Raw genomic sequence first — 16,676 nt, 5'->3', positions numbered from 1 at the left:
TTTGCAGTGTAGAATTACACTTAAAATCAACTAAAATGAAAATTATGAAATCAAAATTATTTGCAATTAGTCTGTTTGCAATGGCAATCGCCAGCTGTAACAGCCCAGAAAAAAAAGTTGAGACTGTTTTAGAGGTCACCAGTTTCAATATCAAAACAACCGTAAGTGAATTGGAGTTTAATGAACTTGATGCTGAAATAGAAGAAACTTTTACAAGTAAGCAGCCTGGTTTTATAAGACGTCAAAGTGGTATTGACGAGCAAGGAAGATATGTGGTATTGGTATATTGGAAATCACTTGCCGATGCAGAAGCTTCAATGAATAAATTTATGTCAGATGAATCTGTTGCCAACTATGCGGGCATGATCGATGGTTCCACAATGAAAATGTCTCGTTTTACAACAACCGATGAATTTACGGCTACGAATAGCACATTTACAGAAGTAATGACCTTTGAATTAAAAGAAGGTGCCAATGTTGAAGCTTTTAATGCAGTAAATGACAGGGTTGGACCAGAATTCAGCGAAAAACAAACCGGATTTTTACAACGAATTACTGGGTTCAATGAAACCGGGGAACAAGTTGCTGTTGCGTATTGGGACACAAAAGCGCATTCAGATGCAGTAATCAATGATTTTATGAACGCTGCAGTAGCTAAAGAATTTATGGGAATGATGGTTCAGTCCACCATAGATATGATCAGATTTCAATCGCTTACTTCTTTGAAGAATGTTGCATTATCGAATAAAGATAAAGTAGTAGCTTTATTGAACAGCTTCAATACAGGTGACCAAACACCTATTTCTTACATTAATCCCAATAAGTACATTCAGCATAACTTAGGTGTGGCAGATGGCTTACAAGGTTTTGGTGAAATAATGCAACATGCCCCGGAAGGCGGATTTAAAGCAAATGTACTACGTGCGTTTCAAGATGGGGATTATGTGTTTACGCACACTGAATATGATTTCTTCGGACCAAAAGCAGGATTTGATATTTTCCGATTCGAAGACGGATTAATTGTTGAGCACTGGGACAACCTATTGCCTATTCAAAAGCCAAACCCAAGTGGAAGAACTCAATTTGACGGTGCAACAACTTTGGCTGATCTAAATAAAACAGAAGCGAATAAAGCCGTAGTTAGAGGTTTTATAGAAAATGTGCTATTAAATCATGAAATGGATAAAGTAGCCAATTACATTAACCCAACAACTTACATTCAACATAATCCCGCAGTAGCAGATGGCTTGGATGGTTTTGGGGCGGCTATGAAATATTTTGCAGAAAACGGATTAGTAATGCAGTATGATGAACTACATATGGTTTTGGGTCAAGGTAACTTTGTACTATGTGTTAGTGAAGGCAAATTCGGTAAGGGTGACCATACCGCTTACTATGATCTGTTTAGATTAGAAGATGGTTTAATAGTAGAACATTGGGATGTTATCGCTACGATACCTGCAAAATCTGAATGGAAAAACGAGAATGGTAAATTCTAATCCGCTCTAGAGAGTAAAACCCTAAAGGACAAGCCCATGAGGCATAAAAAGGAAACAAACTTTTAAATTCGAGGCAAGCCTCGGGGTATTATACCCTTTGGCGGTGCCAATAAAATTAATTGAAAAGGAATAGCCGTTAACACGGTTGTTCCTTTTAAAAGGTTCAAATATTATGATTGTAGCACACCAACAAATAGAATCTACATTGGCAGATTTGTTCGAAGATGCCAAATTTGACGAGATAAGAATAATGAAGGCTTTGGGGAAAAGCATTCTAGGTCCTATTCAACCAATACATTTTAAGGATACCTATCTGGCAATCTCAAAAAAGCAAGGGGAAGATGTAGTACAGCTCATAAAAGAGAATCGTATTAAAAATGTGGTTGAATTTGGTTCTTCATTCGGTATATCTACCTTGTATTTAGCCGAGGGAATTCTAGAAACAAATGGCACTATTGTTACAACCGAACTCATAGATTCTAAAGCAAAAAAAGCCATTGAGAATTTTAAAAATGCAGGTGTTGACCACCTAATAGAAATGAGAATTGGCGATGCTATAAATACATTAAAAGGGTATTCAGAACCTATAGATTTATTATTTCTTGATGGATGGAAAGATCTATACTTGTCCCTTTTTCAGATGCTAGAACCTAATTTTCATAGTAAAACAATAGTATACGTGGATAATGCAGAAATGCACGATACAAAACGATTTTTAAAAGCGATACAACTAACAAACAAATACCATTTAACACCAAAGTATGACGGTAAAGTGGTAATAATTAAATCTAAATAGTATGAGTGATATAAAAATTTGCCCAACATGTGGCAGCAAGTCGAAATTCAAAGAAAAAGATGGTGTAACAACGTACACCGCAGTACAAGATGATGAGGCATTCAAAAAAATTGGTCAAATGAAAAATGCAATGCAAAAATTTAAGGATAAAGCAGAAGCTTTGGAAAAAGAATTGAACGAATTAAAAGCTTCATTATAATATGACATTTTTGAAAAAGAATTATGGCTGGATCATTGTAACCATTCTTGCAATATTGCCAATGTTTATTTTAAGCAATTTGTTTAAAATAGATACTTCTAATGGTTTTGTTTTGACTTTAGCTGAAAATGGTGGTAAAGAAGGCATGTCAACTTTAGAAATGTTATATCATATCACAGGTGAATTTTCAATAAGATGGATGACAGCTGTATTGACCTTTACCCCTTTCTTTATCTTATTTGGTGTTAATAATCTATTTGTAAGACAAGCTATGGGCATTGCTACGGCAGTATGGAGTTTGTTACATTTTGTCATATTTATATGGGCAGAAGGTTTTTCAGAAACCTTTACCCAATTCAATTATGTAGCCGGTTTCATAGCTGTATTAATATTGATTCCGTTAATGTTCACTTCTAATAGAAAGTGGATGAAAAAATTAAAACGGACATGGAAAAAGCTTCAAAGTTGGGCATATGCAGCGATCATACTTAGCCTTTTACACGTAGCCATTTTAGAAAAAACATGGATTATTTATGCGGTTATCGTGGGTATTGGTTTCATAATTAGAATTCCGTCAGTAAAAGAAAAAATTATGAGCAGAAGAAAGAATAAAACTCAAGCAGCTTAAGAAAATTAAGTAGTTATTTATAAAACAGACAGTTGGTTCTGAGATAAGGAATAAATATAATCTCAATTAACGAGTAAAAATAGAATGAAATGAAAATAGCAGTAACATCGGCAAGTGGAAAATTAGGTGCATCAATTGTAAAGCATCTTATCAATTTAATAGGCAAAGAAAATGTCATTGGCATTGCCAGAACACCTGAAAAAGCTACATATTTAGATGTAGAAATCAGAAAAGGAGACTACAATAGCCGCGAAGATTTTAATGAAGCATTACAGAGTGTAGATGCCGTTCTTTTGGTATCTGGCATGGATGAACCTCAAAAACGAATTCAGCAACACAGAAATGTAATTGAAGCTGCAAAACAAAATGGAGTACAAAAAATAGTATACACCAGTATTGTCGGTGATGATGATAAAAATGCCTTTAGCCCTATCGTACAAAGTAATAGGCAAACAGAAAAAGATGTACAGGATTCTGGACTCAATTGGGTAATAGGTAGAAACGGAATTTATATAGAACCAGATTTGGAATATATAGATACCTATGTAAAAGAAGGAAGAATAGAAAACTGTGCGGGTCAAGGAAAATGTACGTATACCAGCAGAGAAGAACTGGGCTATGCGTATGCCAAAATACTCATTGAAGATAAACACAATGGTAATGTTTATAACCTAGTTGGAAAACCTGTTACACAAAGTGAGTTGGCCGAAAACATCAATAAGGTGTATGGCACAGATTTAATTTACAATTCTGTTACCGTTGAAGCCTATGCCGCAGAAAGAAAAGCTGCTCTAGGCGAATTTTTAGGTACCGTTATTGCCGGTATTTATGAAGGTATTAAAAGCGGCGCCAACGATGTACCATCAGATTATGAAAAGGCTGCAGGTAGAGAACATAAATCACTATTTGACATGATTTCTGAGTTTAAAGCACAATAACTAAAGAGTATAAAAGAGCAAAGTACATGTTGTTTAAAACATCTGTACTTTGCTTTTAATTTGAATACAAAATATGGGCATAGTCGAATCCATCATAAAAAAAGTTCTTGAGAAAGGAACCATCATAGAAAATACAAAACTGTCGGAATCTGTATATAAAATCCGGATACAGAGTGAAGACATTGCTTCGTATGATTTTGTGCCAGGGCACTTTATAAGATTAGGCGTGGGCATTGGACAGGATGAAATTTCTATGAAAGATAAAGTTAGGAGTTATAGTGTTTGGGATATCGATAAAGAGAAAAATACCATCGATATAGCCATAGCAACGCATAGCCAAGGTATTGGTGCAAAATGGGTAGAAAGCTGTACCCCTAATGATACTGTATATTTTAAATGGAAAAAAGGTAAGTTTTTGATTGACACCAACGCTGATAGCTATCTATTGATCGGTGATATATCCGCACTCTCCCATCTTTATATCATCAATAGAAACTTGCCGAATTCCAAACAAGTAAAAAGCTTTGTATATAGCCAAAGTAATGAAGATTTTTTCAAAGATATTTCGGATAACAAACCTTTCGATTTCCATGTGCTAAATGAAAATCCTTCCGTAGAAATAATCCAAGAATTAAATTCCATCGTTCCTGAGATGAAAGGTAATAAAATGGTATATATAGCGGGTGATAGTAGAGTTTGTATAGCATTGACCAATTACTTTAGAAAAGAACTGAACTGGAGTGCCAAACAAATAAAAACCAAACCTTTCTGGAATCCTGAGAAAAAGGGATTGGAATAGTAAATTGGTATAGCTAACTTTAAGATATTATTCATCATCAATATTATCTTAATGAACATAGCTGTTTTCAGTACCAAATCTTACGACCAAGAGTATTTTGAAAAGTATAATACCGAATACGATTATAACTTTTCATTTTATGAGACGGCATTAAATGCTGATACCGCAAAACTTTCGGCAGATTGCAATGTGGTATGTGTTTTTGTAAATGATGTGGTCAATGAAGAAACCATTAAAATACTGTCTTCAAATGGTATTCAACTTATAGCACTTCGATGTGCTGGCTATAACAATGTTGATTTAGAAGCTGCAGAGAAAGCAGCTATAAAAGTTGTTCGAGTTCCTGCTTATTCACCAGAAGCTGTTGCCGAACATGCCTTAGCATTAATTTTAACCCTTAACCGTAAAACGCACAAAGCCTACAACAGAGTTAGGGAAGGTAACTTTTCATTAAAGAACCTTATTGGTTTCAATTTAAACAATAAAACCATAGGCGTTATTGGAACGGGAAAAATAGGAACTACGTTCTGTAAATTATTAAAGGGATTCGGTTGTAAGATTATTGCGTACGATATTGCTGAGAATGAAGAACTAGTAGCCGAGGGAGTCGAATTTTTTCCTTTAGAAGAGGTGTTCGGTCAATCGGATATTATATCGCTGCACTGCCCTTTAAACAAGCACACCAAACATATTGTCAATGAAGATTCCATTGCTAAAATGAAAGATGGTGTTATGATTGTCAATACCAGTAGAGGCGCCTTGATCAAAACGGAAGATGCTATCGAAGGACTCAAAAATAGAAAAATAGGCTACTTGGGTATCGATGTTTATGAGCAAGAAGAAAATCTGTTTTTTGAGGACCTTTCTGAACATATTATTCAAGATGATATGATTTTGAGATTATTGAGTTTCCCCAACGTGTTGATAACTTCTCATCAAGCATATTTTACTAAGGAAGCCATGGATCAAATAACCACGATTACTTTAAAAAATATAAAATCATTTGAGACTGACAGTGAGCTAGAGAACGAGGTGAAGTAAATAAAATCAATTACAGATGACATGAAAGCATTTACCAGAAAAGTTTATGGCGGACCAGAAGTGCTACAACTAGAAGAAGTTGCCAAACCTGTTGTAAAGGATCATCATATTTTAGTTAAGGTGATGGCAAATTCGGCGAATCCGGCAGATTGGCATATTCTTCGTGGAAAACCCCTTTTTGCTCGGTTGTCATTCGGACTCTTTAAACCCAAAGAGCCCATTTTGGGTGCTGATTTTGCAGGTATTGTTGAAGAAGTAGGCACTAATGTAACAGCTTTTAATATTGGCGATAAAGTGTTTGGTGAATCAATAGAAGATGGTGCTTTTGCAGAATACCTAAGCGTAAAAAGTAGCGTTTGCGCAAAAATACCAGAGCATATAGATTTCCCAATAATGGCAAGTATTCCTATTGCCGCACAAACTGCTTACCAAGCATTAATTACTCATGGCAACTTACAAAATGGAGAATCTGTCTTGATTAATGGAGCATCAGGAGGTGTTGGTCATTTTGCAGTTCAAATAGCAAAAATTTATGGTGCTAAAGTAACTGCGATTTGCTCCAACAAAAATGTTGATTTTGTAAAGTCGATTGGTGCCGATAATGTCATTGCCTATGATAATGTAAACATTCATGAACACGATGGTAATTATGATGTAATTATTGATACACACGGAAACCTAAAGCATGCCGACTATAAAAGAATGGGTAAAAGAGGCGTAATTGTTGGTTTTACCACTATGAGTCATATGGTTGCTGTTCTTTTTAAAAATACATTAAGTAAGTTCCCTTTAACCCAATTTACGGCTGAAGCCAATACCCAAGATTTAGAAATTTTGGCATCTCTAGTAAAAGACAATAAGATTAAGGTTCATATTGAAAAGATATATCCATATACTCAAATATCAGATGCAATTACACATATAGAGAAAATGCGTACCCGAGGTAAAGTGGTAGTGGATTGGAATTGGAAGGAGGGCTAAACTAATACTAGGTTCCGCTTTTTTAAATATAATCAGCTATAAAAGTAAATGAGTTAGTTACTTGGTTCAAGCCAATTTTATTTTACAATAATAAATTCTATTTATCGTTTAATGTGAGTTTACATTAAACTAAATACTTTAATAATGAGTAGAATACTATTTTCCAGTATATTATTAATAGCTTTTAATATTCAAGCACAAAAGTTACCAAAAGACGCTTTAGATAGCAATACTGTTTTTATCTTTCATCCTCAAGCTTCTATTGATAACAGTGAAGAAACATTAGAACGTTTCAAAGATAATATTATCAAAAATGGATTTAATTTGGTTGGAAAATACATTCATACCAATAGTCAGGTTTCATTGAAGGAAATTGAATTTGATATTCAAAATAAGGACGTTAAATATATTTTTCTATTAACATATCATCATTTCAAAGGTCCAGATTACGACTTATTTTATTTTGAAAATGATTCTAATAAAAATCCTGAAATTTTAAATCCTAAAAAAGAGATTTTACACTTAAAACCTGGTTTCATAAATTCTTCATCAGATTATAGAGGCACAATAATAAAGAAATTAGAGAAAGAAGTAGCAAAACTAAAGTCTAATCATGAAGGTATAGATTCAAAAACTTATGATACAGAGCTTTTGAATAACCTAAGCTTTACTCAAGAAGAGTCAAGCTACCTTCTAGAATTAAATAATATAAATACAATTATTGATGGAATCTCATTTAAAAAAGAAGATCAGAGAATTCCAGATGATTTAGAGACTAGTAGACTTGCCGTTGTGGGTACAACCAAAGAAGAATATCACGCTACTAAAATTTTGAATTTGTATATAAAATCTGCTATTAAAAAATATCCTTTTGAATATGTATATTTTAAGAATTACGAAAATTATAAAGCTGCTGGTGGCGATGAAAATTTTGAATATAAACTTCAAATGACAAAAGGCAGTGCTTCATTCATTAGTTCATCTAAACCTAAATTAACTGGAACAGAAACGTATAGTAGGAATATGGGTAATGACAATGTAAACCCATCATTTAGTTCTGGAGGATCAAATTATGAAAAAGATTTATTTACCATTGTTCTTAGAAAAAATGATACCAATAAAAGATTTATAGTTTCTGAAAGAGATTTTGTAGGTAGAGCTATTAAAAATTTTATTAGTCAATTGAAATAATCTACTACATCGAAATTGACTACAGTACTAAAATAAGTGAGTTTTAAGAATGTATCAACTTAAACTATTCATACCTTATTGGTTCATTCCATAAGAAAAATGAAAAAGCATACAATTACCTTAACCTCATTACTATTCATATTTTGTTTCATAGGCTGTAAAGATGCAAGCAAGAAAGCTAATGATACTACAGAAGAAACTTCCATAGAAAATCAATCCGATGAAACCGTTTACGCAAGTGAAGTAATTCCGTTTTTCGATGATTGGAAATTAATTTTAAGCGATGGTTCTAATGTCGGTATCGCAAATGACTTTGAAAATAAAGATTTTTTCTATACCACAACTGATGGTAAAGATGAATGGGTAGTTTTTAAAGCACCCAACGGCGGTGAAACCCATGGTACATCAAATAATACGAGAACGGAGTTGGCCCAGATTAAAAAATGGTACCCAAAAACGGCAGATGATAAGCTAACCGCAACTTTAAAAGTAATGAACGTTTCATCTACGGGAGATGCCCGTGTTGCTTCAACGCACGCTGTGGTAGTGGGTCAAATTCACAGTGCCGATGCATTTGAGAACGAACCATTAAAAATATTCTATAAAAAATACCCTGGTCATACCAAAGGTTCTGTGTTCTGGCATTATGAGATCAATACTGCTGGGGATGATAATTCTGGCAGGTGGGACTACTCTACTGCCGTTTGGGGCAATGATTTTTCTGTTGTCGGTAAAACGGCAGATACCTACCCTGCAGAACCTGAAGATGGCATAGTGCTAGGTGAAGAATTCAGCTATGAGGTTGTTGTAAAGGACGGAATAATGAGCTTAAAGTTTATGAGTGACGGACACGAAACCAAAACGTTCACCAAAAATTTATTGGAATCAGAATACACTACAAAAGCAGATATACCAGAGCAAACCAAAAAATTATTCTTTCCCATAGGTCAAGACGGTGTAGAACGCAAAGAAGCATACGCTGGCGAAGGCTGCTTTTTTAAATTAGGAGCTTATAATCAAACCAACGGAAAATCACCAAATGAAAATATGAACTGGTGTTCAGGAGCAGAAACCCATGGCGGCGATATTAAAATGCAATATGCTGATGGTAACTACGCAGAGGTTTGGTTCAAAACAGCTAGTATTAGTGTTAGCGATGCAGCTGTATCAAACGAAGGGTATTTTACTAAAAACGATTAAATTGACCCCCAAAAGCGTATTTAAGACTATAGAATACTTCGTTAATAACTTATCAAAAAGGTAATACAGTATTATTTTCTATTTTTTTGAAAATGACGATCTTAGTTGTTCTATAAAATAACCGAATACAATTATTTAATGAGCAATATTTCATCCGTATTAGAACAAGTAAAAACTAAAGGACCATTAGTTCATAACATTACCAATTATGTGGTCATGAACAATACCGCCAATGCATTATTGGCAGTTGGTGCATCTCCTGTAATGGCACATGCTAAAGAAGAGGTCAAAGATATTGTTACTATTTCCTCTTCCTTGGTTATTAATATGGGTACACTTAGTGAAAAATGGGTAGAAAGTATGCTTATGGCTGCTGAACAAGCTAAAGCGACCAACACCCCGTTCGTATTTGATCCCGTCGGTGTTGGTGCGTCTGCATATAGAACAGAAGTTGCCCAAAAAATTATAGAGACAGCTACACCTAATGTAATTCGTGGTAATGCATCCGAGATTATGGCATTGGCAAAACTGACCAATTCCACAAAAGGGGTGGATAGTACTATGGATACCCAAGATGCCATTGAAGGCGCTACCCTACTAGCCAAAAAACTTAACAACACAGTGGTTATCAGTGGTGCCATAGATTATATCATAACTGCAGATACGGTTAGCAAAATTGAAAACGGGAGTCCGCTTATGGCTAAAATCACTGGAATGGGATGTACGGCAACTGCACTGGTAGGTGCCTGTTTGGGTGTGGAAGAAAATGCACATTTGGCTGCCGTTGCGGCAATGGCGATAATGGGCGTAGCCGGAGATATGGCAGATGAAAAGAGCGCCGGACCAGGGAGTTTTCAAATGTATTTTTACGATAGCCTTCACGAACTTTCACCAGAAGTCTTATCTGAAAAAGTAAAAACGAATGCTTAAAGTAGATTACGCTTTAATATTCGTGACGGATGATAGCATTAGGGATGACAATATCTTTTTTGCTATTCTAGAAGCTGCCCTAAAAGGAGGGGCAACCATTATCCAATTACGGGAAAAAAGTTGTGATACCGCTACCTTTTATAGAAGAGCGATTCGTTGCAAAGAATTATGCGACACCTATAAAATTCCATTGATCATCAATGACCGATTGGATATTGCATTAGCGGTATGTACCGATGGCGTGCACATTGGTCAGACGGATATGCCATATGATGTATCACGTAGATTAATGGGCAAAAGTAAGATTATTGGACTATCGGTAAGTAACACGGAACAAGCAGCAAAAAAAGATGCTCAGGCAGCAGATTATATCGGCATCTCCCCTATTTTCTCTACCAATACAAAAACAAATGGCCTAGCACAGCCATTGGGTATAGCGGGACTTAAAGCCATTAGAGAGTTGTATGCAAAACCCATTGTTTGCATTGGCGGCATCAATAAAAACAATACACAAGAAATTATAGAAAACGGTGCCGACGGTATTGCGGTTGTTTCGGCTATATCAAAGGCGGAACACCCAGAAGCGGCAACAAAAGAACTTAAAGAAATAGTATGCAAGACTGGTACAAACTAGCAAGAGAACAGACAGATTATATTCTAGAAGCCATAAAACAGCAACCCTTTATCAGAGAATTGATGAACGGTACTTTACCTTCAGATGTTTTTCAGTTTTACATTAATCAAGATGCTATGTACTTGGCCGAGTATAAAAAGGTACTTGCCACTTTGGGCGTAAAATGCCCACATGAAGACGACACACAGTTTTTTCTAGATTCGGCAACAGGTATTATACATGTAGAGAATGCGCTTCACCAAATTTTCTTGAAAGATAATGAGTTGGCACATGAGTCCTCACCTACTTGTGAACTGTACACCAGTTATTTAACACGAATGGTAGCAAATCGTTCATTGGAGGAAGCATTGGCGGCAGTATTGCCCTGTTTTACGATTTACAAAGAAATTGGAGATTACATACTAGAGCACCAGACCAATAAAGCGGACAATCAGTACCAAGATTGGATCGACACCTATGGCGGAGAAGAGTTCGCTACCTCGGTAAACAATGCTGTGGTAATTACGAATAAATACGCCGCAAACGCTTCGGAAGAAGTATTGCAAAAAATGAAAGCTGCCTTTGTAAAAGCATCAAAATTAGAATGGATGTTTTGGGATAGCGCCTATACCAAAGAAGCATGGAAAATATAAAAACATCATACAAAAGTGTATTGAGCATTGCCGGAAGCGATTCTGGCGGATGTGCCGGTATACAGGCAGATATTAAAAGTATTAGTGCCTGCGGAGCTTATGCCGCTACGGTAATAACGGCCACCACGGCTCAGAATACGCTAGGTGTAACAGATATACACGCTATACCCATTGCTCATTTGGAAAAACAACTGGATGCTGTTTTAAGTGATATTGATTTTGGAGCGATAAAAATAGGTATGCTTCATTCATGCGAGGTAATAAAGGTTGTCCAGGATAAATTAAGCGAATACAAGGCAAAGAATATCGTCTTGGATCCTGTAATGGTCAGTACCTCGGGTCACAAATTAATTGCTGACGATGCCATTGCTTGTTTAAAGGATTTTCTACCAAACGTCAATTTAATTACTCCTAATATTCCTGAAGCAGAATTATTAATTGACGAGAAAATAGTTAGTGATAACATGGAAGCGATGGCACAGAAAATTGGGGAACAATTTCAGGTGTCGGTATTGTTGAAAGGTGGGCATATAGATGATACTTCCTTTATAATGACCGATGTTTTTTATATTTATGAGACTAAAAAAGTTAAGGTAATTACTAACCCAAGGGTCAATACGAATAACATTCACGGTACAGGTTGTAGTCTTTCTTCAAGTATTGCGGCGTATTTGAGTTTGGGGCTATCCATGGAAGAAGCTATTACCAAAGGATGTAACTATGTAAACCAGGCCATTGCTGCAGGTAAAGATAAAATATTAGGTGAAGGTAACGGCCCGATTAATCATTTTGGGATATAAGCGGTATCTTAATTGTTGAAGACAAATTGGAATTGCTTGAATAAACATGCTATAAATGATTTACGATTTACTACTAGCGCATATTAATAACATTGTACGGTTAACCAAAACTGAACAAGAGCAATTCTGTAGTTACTTTCAACCCAAGTCCATAGCTAAAAAAGCGTATTTATTGCAACAAGGTGAAATTTGCAAGTTTGAAGGCTTTGTGCTAGATGGTTGTTTTAGAACTTTTACTTTGGATAAAAAGGGAAATGAGAACACCTTGTTTTTTGCTGCAAAAGATTGGTGGTTAATGGATATTGATAGTTTTATGAATAACAAACCATCTGAACTTAATATTCAAGCACTTGAGGACAGTGAATTGTTGATCATTTCTCAAACTGATAAAGAAAAATTATACGAAGCAATTCCATCAGCGGAGAAACTGTTTCGCATTATGTTCCAAAAATCAGTAGTTGCCTGGCAAAGACGATTGGTACGTAACCAGAGTTTGACAGCTAAAGAAAGATATCTTCACTTTACCTCAAAATACCCAGAAATCGCTTCAAAACTTACAGACAGGCAAACCTCTAGCTACTTGGGTATTACACATGAATTTTTGAGCAAGATTAAAAAGGAGTCCTAACTCCCACAATTTATTTTAACCGTGTAGGTTATTAACTGTTTCGTTAATAAGTTCTTACAAATTTTATAAGATTTATCTTCGGTTAATTAATATAATTTCGATCTTGGGTGCTTATCATAATCATTATGAATAACACATTAACCAAAATTTAAATGTAATGTTAAGAAAAACAATCATTATCCTTTTATTCCTAATAGCAAGTGTTCAAACAGGAAAAGCGCAAGAATTACAAGAGCAAGTTGAAGCTATTAATAGTTTTATAGAAGACCACAGCGAAAGTAATAGAAACTATTACGCAAAAATTAATGCTACGCAGGGAAACATCTATTTTTATAACGGTCTTCAGCATGTTATTGAATTGACTTTTGATGTTACAAAAATCGATGCCGAGAATATTAAAGTTGGAAAAAAAGGATTAACATTTTTTCCGAATGAAAAAGGTGATTTTGTAACTAAAAAATTTGCGACTTCCAAATCGACGATTGGAACAGCTTGGCTAAATGTAATCAAAATGAGTAAAAATGATAAAGCCGAACTCAAATCAATGATGAAGAAGTTTATCTTGGATTATCAAAAGGCAATGAATTAGTTTATTGAAAAGTTCTTTTTTACCTATTCACGTTTATGCTAAATCCATACAATGCAAAAAGACCATTTTTTAAAGAACATTTTTTCTTCGAACGCTTTTACAGAAGATGAAATAGGGCGAATTATTCCTAAATTCAAACAAATTAACTTTTCAAAAAATGATTATTTGTTAAGTGAAGGAACTACTGAAAATTACTATTGGTTCCTGGAGAAAGGTTATTGCCGTTCATATGTAAATGATACAAAGGGTAACGACATCACTACCAATTTTTACGGACAGGGAGATATCGCCATTGATTGGTCGTCATTTTTCTTAAGAAGTCCGACCCGCGAAAATATACAGGCATTAACAGATTGTATTTGTTGGCAACTAGATTTTGAAACTTTTCAACAATTGTTTCATAGTATTGAGGCATTTAGGGAACAGGGGCGTAAAACTTTGGTAGGTTCATATTTTGAACTTAAAAACCAAAGTGTTTCTTTTATAGCAGATGAAGCAAAAGAACGGTATTTACGATTATTAAAAGAAAAACCCCATATTGTTAAAAATGTATCATTACAGCACATTGCAACTTATTTGGGTATAACTAAATTCTCCTTAAGCAGAATACGAAAAGAAATTTCCTCATAACTCATTTTTTTGCCATAGGGCAATTTTTTACTCATTGAATCCGAATACTTTAGTGCTATAACCAATTATAAATAAAATGGATACAATTTTTAATGACACATCAATTACTGTTTTAACAGAACGTATTCAACAATTACAAGAAACTGACCAAGCACAATGGGGTAAGATGAACGCTTATCAAATGCTGAAACATTGCACATTGGGCGAAGAAATGTTTCAAGGAAAAAAGCAATATAAACGTTTGTTCATTGGTAAGCTATTCGGTAAAATGGCCCTAAAAGGAATTCTAAAAAACGGAAAACCTATGAAGAAAAACCAACCTACACATCCAGAATTGATCATTACAGGAATCGGCAATTTTAAAAATGAACAGCAAAATTGGATCAAGCTTTTAAAAGATTATAGTACATATTCAAATACAGAATTTTTACACCCCTTCTTTGGAAATATGTCTAAGCAAGAAATAGGCGTTTTTGTGTATAAACATACTGACCATCACTTAAGGCAATTCGGAAGATAATCTTCTAGTATGATAGCTATCTTATTTTTAATCATAAGCCTTTTATCCCTTCTATTTCTATATCAGGGAACGGGAAGAAATAAAAGGCTTTTATTGTATTTTATCGTATGGCAAATAATAGTAGGTATATTGGCATATCTGCGAGTATTTATGGACTATCCTATACTGTTTCCTTTTGTGATTTTGGTAACATTTTTATTTTTGATATATGGAATTAGAGCCGTGACAATTAAACACATAACAACCAATTACTTATTAGCAAACCATGTATTAAGAATACCCGTAGAATTAATATTATATCAACTTTATTTAGAAGGTGTTATTCCTAAACTTATGACCTATGAAGGATATAATTTTGATATAGTCATAGGGATTAGCGCTCTCATTATTTTAGGATACCTATTGCTTACTAATCGGAAATTAAAACCAAAGTTTATATGGTTGTGGAATATTATTGGAATAGTATTTTTACTTTTTATTGTAACCTTAGCAATTTTATCTTCTCCCCTACCCATACAGCAGTTAGCATTTGATCAACCCAATGTTGCTTTATTAATGTTTCCGTATTGTTTTCTTCCAACATGTGTGGTGCCAATAGTGCTGCTGTCTCACCTATTATGGCTAAAAAAGAATGCTTTAAAAAATACATACCTATAGAATTCAGTTTTTTTGGTTTAGCAAGACGTTAATAACTTGATTATAACTCATTTTAAAGCTGTTTGCTTTCAATTTTAAAAAAACGAACTTCGTTATCATCCGCTAAAAGGAATAATGCTCCTCTTAGTTCCACGTTGACGGTAATTAAAATCTGAAATTTGAAAATAAGTAAATTAGAATACAAGCAGAGAATAGACTCAATTAAAGAGAGGTTAAAGAAAGAAAAACTTGACACTTTAATCATTTCGGAAGAAGAAGATATTTATTATTTAACTGGATTAACTTACAAAAGTCTTGAAAGATTATTTCTATTAATAATTACGGCTAGCGAAATCAGTTTTATTGTTCCAAAAATGGAACTTGCTCATTTAAAAAAAGTGGATAATGTCGATAAAATAAAAAGTTATTGGGAATATCCTGCTCAAAAACCAGAACGTTGGAAGGATGTACTTCTTGAAATAGTAAAAAATAGTAAACTCATAGGAGTTGGGGCTAAAACACCTTTTGAGATTTCAACTTTTTTGAATTCGGTTAATCTTAATGTTGTAGAAAATTCAATATTGGAAGAACATAGATGGATAAAAAGTAATACAGAAATTGAGTTAATAAAACAAGCATCGAGATATTGTGATATTAGTATTGAGAAATTAAATAAAAATGCATATTTCGGAATGTCGGAACTTGAAGTTTTTTCAATTGGACGTTCTATTCAACAAAAAGTAATCAAAGAAACACCTTTTGACTATTTAGCCACAAATATTTTAGTTGCAGCTTGGCCTAGTAGAATTTCTTATCAGCCTCACGGAATACCAAAAGTATCAGATTTATTAGTTGAGGGCTCACATATTAGTTTAGCATTTTTAAGAGTAAATGGATATTCGGCTGAATTGGAAAGAACATTTTTTACAAGTAAACCAACCAAAGAACAGGAAGAAGCATTTGAATTGATGATGGAAGCTAGGAGAAGAAGTTATGCTGTATTAAAAGCAGGTGTTATTGCAGAAGATGTAGATTTAGCTGCGAAACAATTTTTAATTGACCAAGGATTAAAAGAAAACTTAATGCATAGAACAGGTCACGGAATAGGTTTAGGAAATCACGAAGGTCCTTATTTAGCAGAGGGAGACAAAACAGTTCTAAAAGAAAATATGGTGGTTAGCATTGAACCAGGAATTTATATTGAAGGCGTAGGAGGTTTTAGACACTCTGACACAGTATTAGTAACTAAAAATGGTTATGAAATATTAACGAACTGTCCTGATGACATTAAAAGTTTAACTTTTACCAACTTAAAACCAATACAAAAATTAAAAGGAAATATTATCAAGAAAATGTATGGTATATAAATAACTGCCGCCAACGCAGTAAAAAAAATACTGGTAAA

At 34.4% G+C, this 16,676-nt stretch carries 20 protein-coding genes; all 20 read left to right on the top strand.

Annotated features, from left to right (window positions below; all coding sequences use genetic code 11):
- Window positions 1-44: 44 nt before the first annotated feature.
- The 20 genes from EXIGUO8A_RS18820 to EXIGUO8A_RS16345 all read left to right on the top strand — a co-directional run bounded on the left by EXIGUO8A_RS18820 (window position 45) and on the right by EXIGUO8A_RS16345 (window position 16,638).
- Window positions 45-1,499 (top strand): nuclear transport factor 2 family protein, encoded by a 1,455-nt coding sequence (locus EXIGUO8A_RS18820; protein WP_236564506.1) that lies wholly within the window; start codon window positions 45-47, stop codon window positions 1,497-1,499.
- Between the two features lie 172 nt (window positions 1,500-1,671).
- Entirely contained in the window at window positions 1,672-2,295 is a 624-nt protein-coding gene (locus tag EXIGUO8A_RS16435; protein ID WP_201304131.1) for an O-methyltransferase, read from the top strand.
- Window position 2,296: 1 nt separating this feature from the next.
- The gene (locus EXIGUO8A_RS16430) at window positions 2,297-2,494 is read left to right on the top strand and encodes a hypothetical protein (RefSeq protein ID WP_159303994.1); all 198 of its coding nucleotides are present in this window, start codon (window positions 2,297-2,299) and stop codon (window positions 2,492-2,494) included.
- A gap of 1 nt (window position 2,495) precedes the next feature.
- Entirely contained in the window at window positions 2,496-3,122 is a 627-nt protein-coding gene (locus EXIGUO8A_RS16425) for a ferric reductase-like transmembrane domain-containing protein (protein ID WP_159303993.1), read from the top strand.
- Window positions 3,123-3,211: 89 nt separating this feature from the next.
- Window positions 3,212-4,060, top strand: coding sequence for an SDR family oxidoreductase (locus EXIGUO8A_RS16420; protein ID WP_159303992.1), 849 nt, complete (start codon window positions 3,212-3,214; stop codon window positions 4,058-4,060).
- A 73-nt stretch (window positions 4,061-4,133) separates the two neighbouring features.
- Window positions 4,134-4,859, top strand: coding sequence for a siderophore-interacting protein (locus EXIGUO8A_RS16415; protein ID WP_159303991.1), 726 nt, complete (start codon window positions 4,134-4,136; stop codon window positions 4,857-4,859).
- Window positions 4,860-4,910: 51 nt separating this feature from the next.
- On the top strand, window positions 4,911-5,900 hold the full coding sequence (locus EXIGUO8A_RS16410) for a 2-hydroxyacid dehydrogenase (protein ID WP_159303990.1): 990 nt from the start codon (window positions 4,911-4,913) through the stop codon (window positions 5,898-5,900).
- A gap of 21 nt (window positions 5,901-5,921) precedes the next feature.
- The gene (locus tag EXIGUO8A_RS16405; protein WP_159303989.1) at window positions 5,922-6,881 is read left to right on the top strand and encodes an NAD(P)-dependent alcohol dehydrogenase; all 960 of its coding nucleotides are present in this window, start codon (window positions 5,922-5,924) and stop codon (window positions 6,879-6,881) included.
- Between the two features lie 144 nt (window positions 6,882-7,025).
- Window positions 7,026-8,072, top strand: coding sequence for a hypothetical protein (locus EXIGUO8A_RS16400; RefSeq protein ID WP_159303988.1), 1,047 nt, complete (start codon window positions 7,026-7,028; stop codon window positions 8,070-8,072).
- Between the two features lie 99 nt (window positions 8,073-8,171).
- The gene (locus EXIGUO8A_RS16395) at window positions 8,172-9,272 is read left to right on the top strand and encodes a polysaccharide lyase family 7 protein (protein WP_159303987.1); all 1,101 of its coding nucleotides are present in this window, start codon (window positions 8,172-8,174) and stop codon (window positions 9,270-9,272) included.
- 138 nt (window positions 9,273-9,410) lie between these two features.
- Window positions 9,411-10,202 carry a hydroxyethylthiazole kinase gene (gene thiM / locus EXIGUO8A_RS16390; protein WP_159303986.1) on the top strand — a complete coding sequence of 264 codons (792 nt, stop codon included), beginning with the start codon at window positions 9,411-9,413 and terminating at the stop codon, window positions 10,200-10,202.
- Window positions 10,195-10,836, top strand: a complete 642-nt coding sequence (gene thiE, locus EXIGUO8A_RS16385) for a thiamine phosphate synthase (protein ID WP_159303985.1) — start codon at window positions 10,195-10,197, stop codon at window positions 10,834-10,836. Before thiM ends, thiE begins: the two co-directional genes overlap by 8 nt.
- Entirely contained in the window at window positions 10,815-11,468 is a 654-nt protein-coding gene (tenA, locus tag EXIGUO8A_RS16380) for a thiaminase II (protein WP_159303984.1), read from the top strand. The genes thiE and tenA overlap by 22 nt, the downstream gene beginning before the upstream one ends.
- The gene (gene thiD / locus EXIGUO8A_RS16375; protein WP_159303983.1) at window positions 11,456-12,268 is read left to right on the top strand and encodes a bifunctional hydroxymethylpyrimidine kinase/phosphomethylpyrimidine kinase; all 813 of its coding nucleotides are present in this window, start codon (window positions 11,456-11,458) and stop codon (window positions 12,266-12,268) included. Before tenA ends, thiD begins: the two co-directional genes overlap by 13 nt.
- A gap of 55 nt (window positions 12,269-12,323) precedes the next feature.
- On the top strand, window positions 12,324-12,896 hold the full coding sequence (locus EXIGUO8A_RS16370; protein ID WP_159303982.1) for a Crp/Fnr family transcriptional regulator: 573 nt from the start codon (window positions 12,324-12,326) through the stop codon (window positions 12,894-12,896).
- A 157-nt stretch (window positions 12,897-13,053) separates the two neighbouring features.
- On the top strand, window positions 13,054-13,485 hold the full coding sequence (locus EXIGUO8A_RS16365; RefSeq protein WP_159303981.1) for a hypothetical protein: 432 nt from the start codon (window positions 13,054-13,056) through the stop codon (window positions 13,483-13,485).
- 51 nt (window positions 13,486-13,536) lie between these two features.
- On the top strand, window positions 13,537-14,115 hold the full coding sequence (locus EXIGUO8A_RS16360; RefSeq protein ID WP_159303980.1) for a Crp/Fnr family transcriptional regulator: 579 nt from the start codon (window positions 13,537-13,539) through the stop codon (window positions 14,113-14,115).
- A gap of 76 nt (window positions 14,116-14,191) precedes the next feature.
- Window positions 14,192-14,635: a DUF1569 domain-containing protein gene (locus EXIGUO8A_RS16355; RefSeq protein ID WP_159303979.1), complete on the top strand. Its 444-nt coding sequence runs from the start codon at window positions 14,192-14,194 to the stop codon at window positions 14,633-14,635.
- A gap of 9 nt (window positions 14,636-14,644) precedes the next feature.
- A complete protein-coding gene (locus EXIGUO8A_RS16350) occupies window positions 14,645-15,292 on the top strand; it encodes a hypothetical protein (RefSeq protein ID WP_159303978.1) in 648 nt (215 codons plus the stop codon).
- 158 nt (window positions 15,293-15,450) lie between these two features.
- The gene (locus tag EXIGUO8A_RS16345; protein ID WP_159303977.1) at window positions 15,451-16,638 is read left to right on the top strand and encodes a M24 family metallopeptidase; all 1,188 of its coding nucleotides are present in this window, start codon (window positions 15,451-15,453) and stop codon (window positions 16,636-16,638) included.
- Window positions 16,639-16,676 lie beyond the last annotated feature (38 nt).

Origin of the sequence: Maribacter litoralis, from assembly GCF_902506355.1 — a bacterium.
GTDB classification, from domain to species: Bacteria; Bacteroidota; Bacteroidia; order Flavobacteriales; family Flavobacteriaceae; genus Maribacter; species Maribacter litoralis.
This window is presented reverse-complemented; position numbering and strand designations above follow the sequence as displayed.

Bases quoted from the DNA above. Each gene is read 5' to 3' on its own strand.
- EXIGUO8A_RS18820 (WP_236564506.1), top strand. From the start codon at position 45: ATGAAATCAAAATTATTTGCAATTAGTCTGTTTGCAATGGCAATCGCC.
- EXIGUO8A_RS16435 (WP_201304131.1), top strand. From the start codon at position 1,672: ATGATTGTAGCACACCAACAAATAGAATCTACATTGGCAGATTTGTTC.
- EXIGUO8A_RS16430 (WP_159303994.1), top strand. From the start codon at position 2,297: ATGAGTGATATAAAAATTTGCCCAACATGTGGCAGCAAGTCGAAATTC.
- EXIGUO8A_RS16425 (WP_159303993.1), top strand. From the start codon at position 2,496: ATGACATTTTTGAAAAAGAATTATGGCTGGATCATTGTAACCATTCTT.
- EXIGUO8A_RS16420 (WP_159303992.1), top strand. From the start codon at position 3,212: ATGAAAATAGCAGTAACATCGGCAAGTGGAAAATTAGGTGCATCAATT.
- EXIGUO8A_RS16415 (WP_159303991.1), top strand. From the start codon at position 4,134: ATGGGCATAGTCGAATCCATCATAAAAAAAGTTCTTGAGAAAGGAACC.
- EXIGUO8A_RS16410 (WP_159303990.1), top strand. From the start codon at position 4,911: ATGAACATAGCTGTTTTCAGTACCAAATCTTACGACCAAGAGTATTTT.
- EXIGUO8A_RS16405 (WP_159303989.1), top strand. From the start codon at position 5,922: ATGAAAGCATTTACCAGAAAAGTTTATGGCGGACCAGAAGTGCTACAA.
- EXIGUO8A_RS16400 (WP_159303988.1), top strand. From the start codon at position 7,026: ATGAGTAGAATACTATTTTCCAGTATATTATTAATAGCTTTTAATATT.
- EXIGUO8A_RS16395 (WP_159303987.1), top strand. From the start codon at position 8,172: ATGAAAAAGCATACAATTACCTTAACCTCATTACTATTCATATTTTGT.
- thiM (WP_159303986.1), top strand. From the start codon at position 9,411: ATGAGCAATATTTCATCCGTATTAGAACAAGTAAAAACTAAAGGACCA.
- thiE (WP_159303985.1), top strand. From the start codon at position 10,195: ATGCTTAAAGTAGATTACGCTTTAATATTCGTGACGGATGATAGCATT.
- tenA (WP_159303984.1), top strand. From the start codon at position 10,815: ATGCAAGACTGGTACAAACTAGCAAGAGAACAGACAGATTATATTCTA.
- thiD (WP_159303983.1), top strand. From the start codon at position 11,456: ATGGAAAATATAAAAACATCATACAAAAGTGTATTGAGCATTGCCGGA.
- EXIGUO8A_RS16370 (WP_159303982.1), top strand. From the start codon at position 12,324: ATGATTTACGATTTACTACTAGCGCATATTAATAACATTGTACGGTTA.
- EXIGUO8A_RS16365 (WP_159303981.1), top strand. From the start codon at position 13,054: ATGTTAAGAAAAACAATCATTATCCTTTTATTCCTAATAGCAAGTGTT.
- EXIGUO8A_RS16360 (WP_159303980.1), top strand. From the start codon at position 13,537: ATGCAAAAAGACCATTTTTTAAAGAACATTTTTTCTTCGAACGCTTTT.
- EXIGUO8A_RS16355 (WP_159303979.1), top strand. From the start codon at position 14,192: ATGGATACAATTTTTAATGACACATCAATTACTGTTTTAACAGAACGT.
- EXIGUO8A_RS16350 (WP_159303978.1), top strand. From the start codon at position 14,645: ATGATAGCTATCTTATTTTTAATCATAAGCCTTTTATCCCTTCTATTT.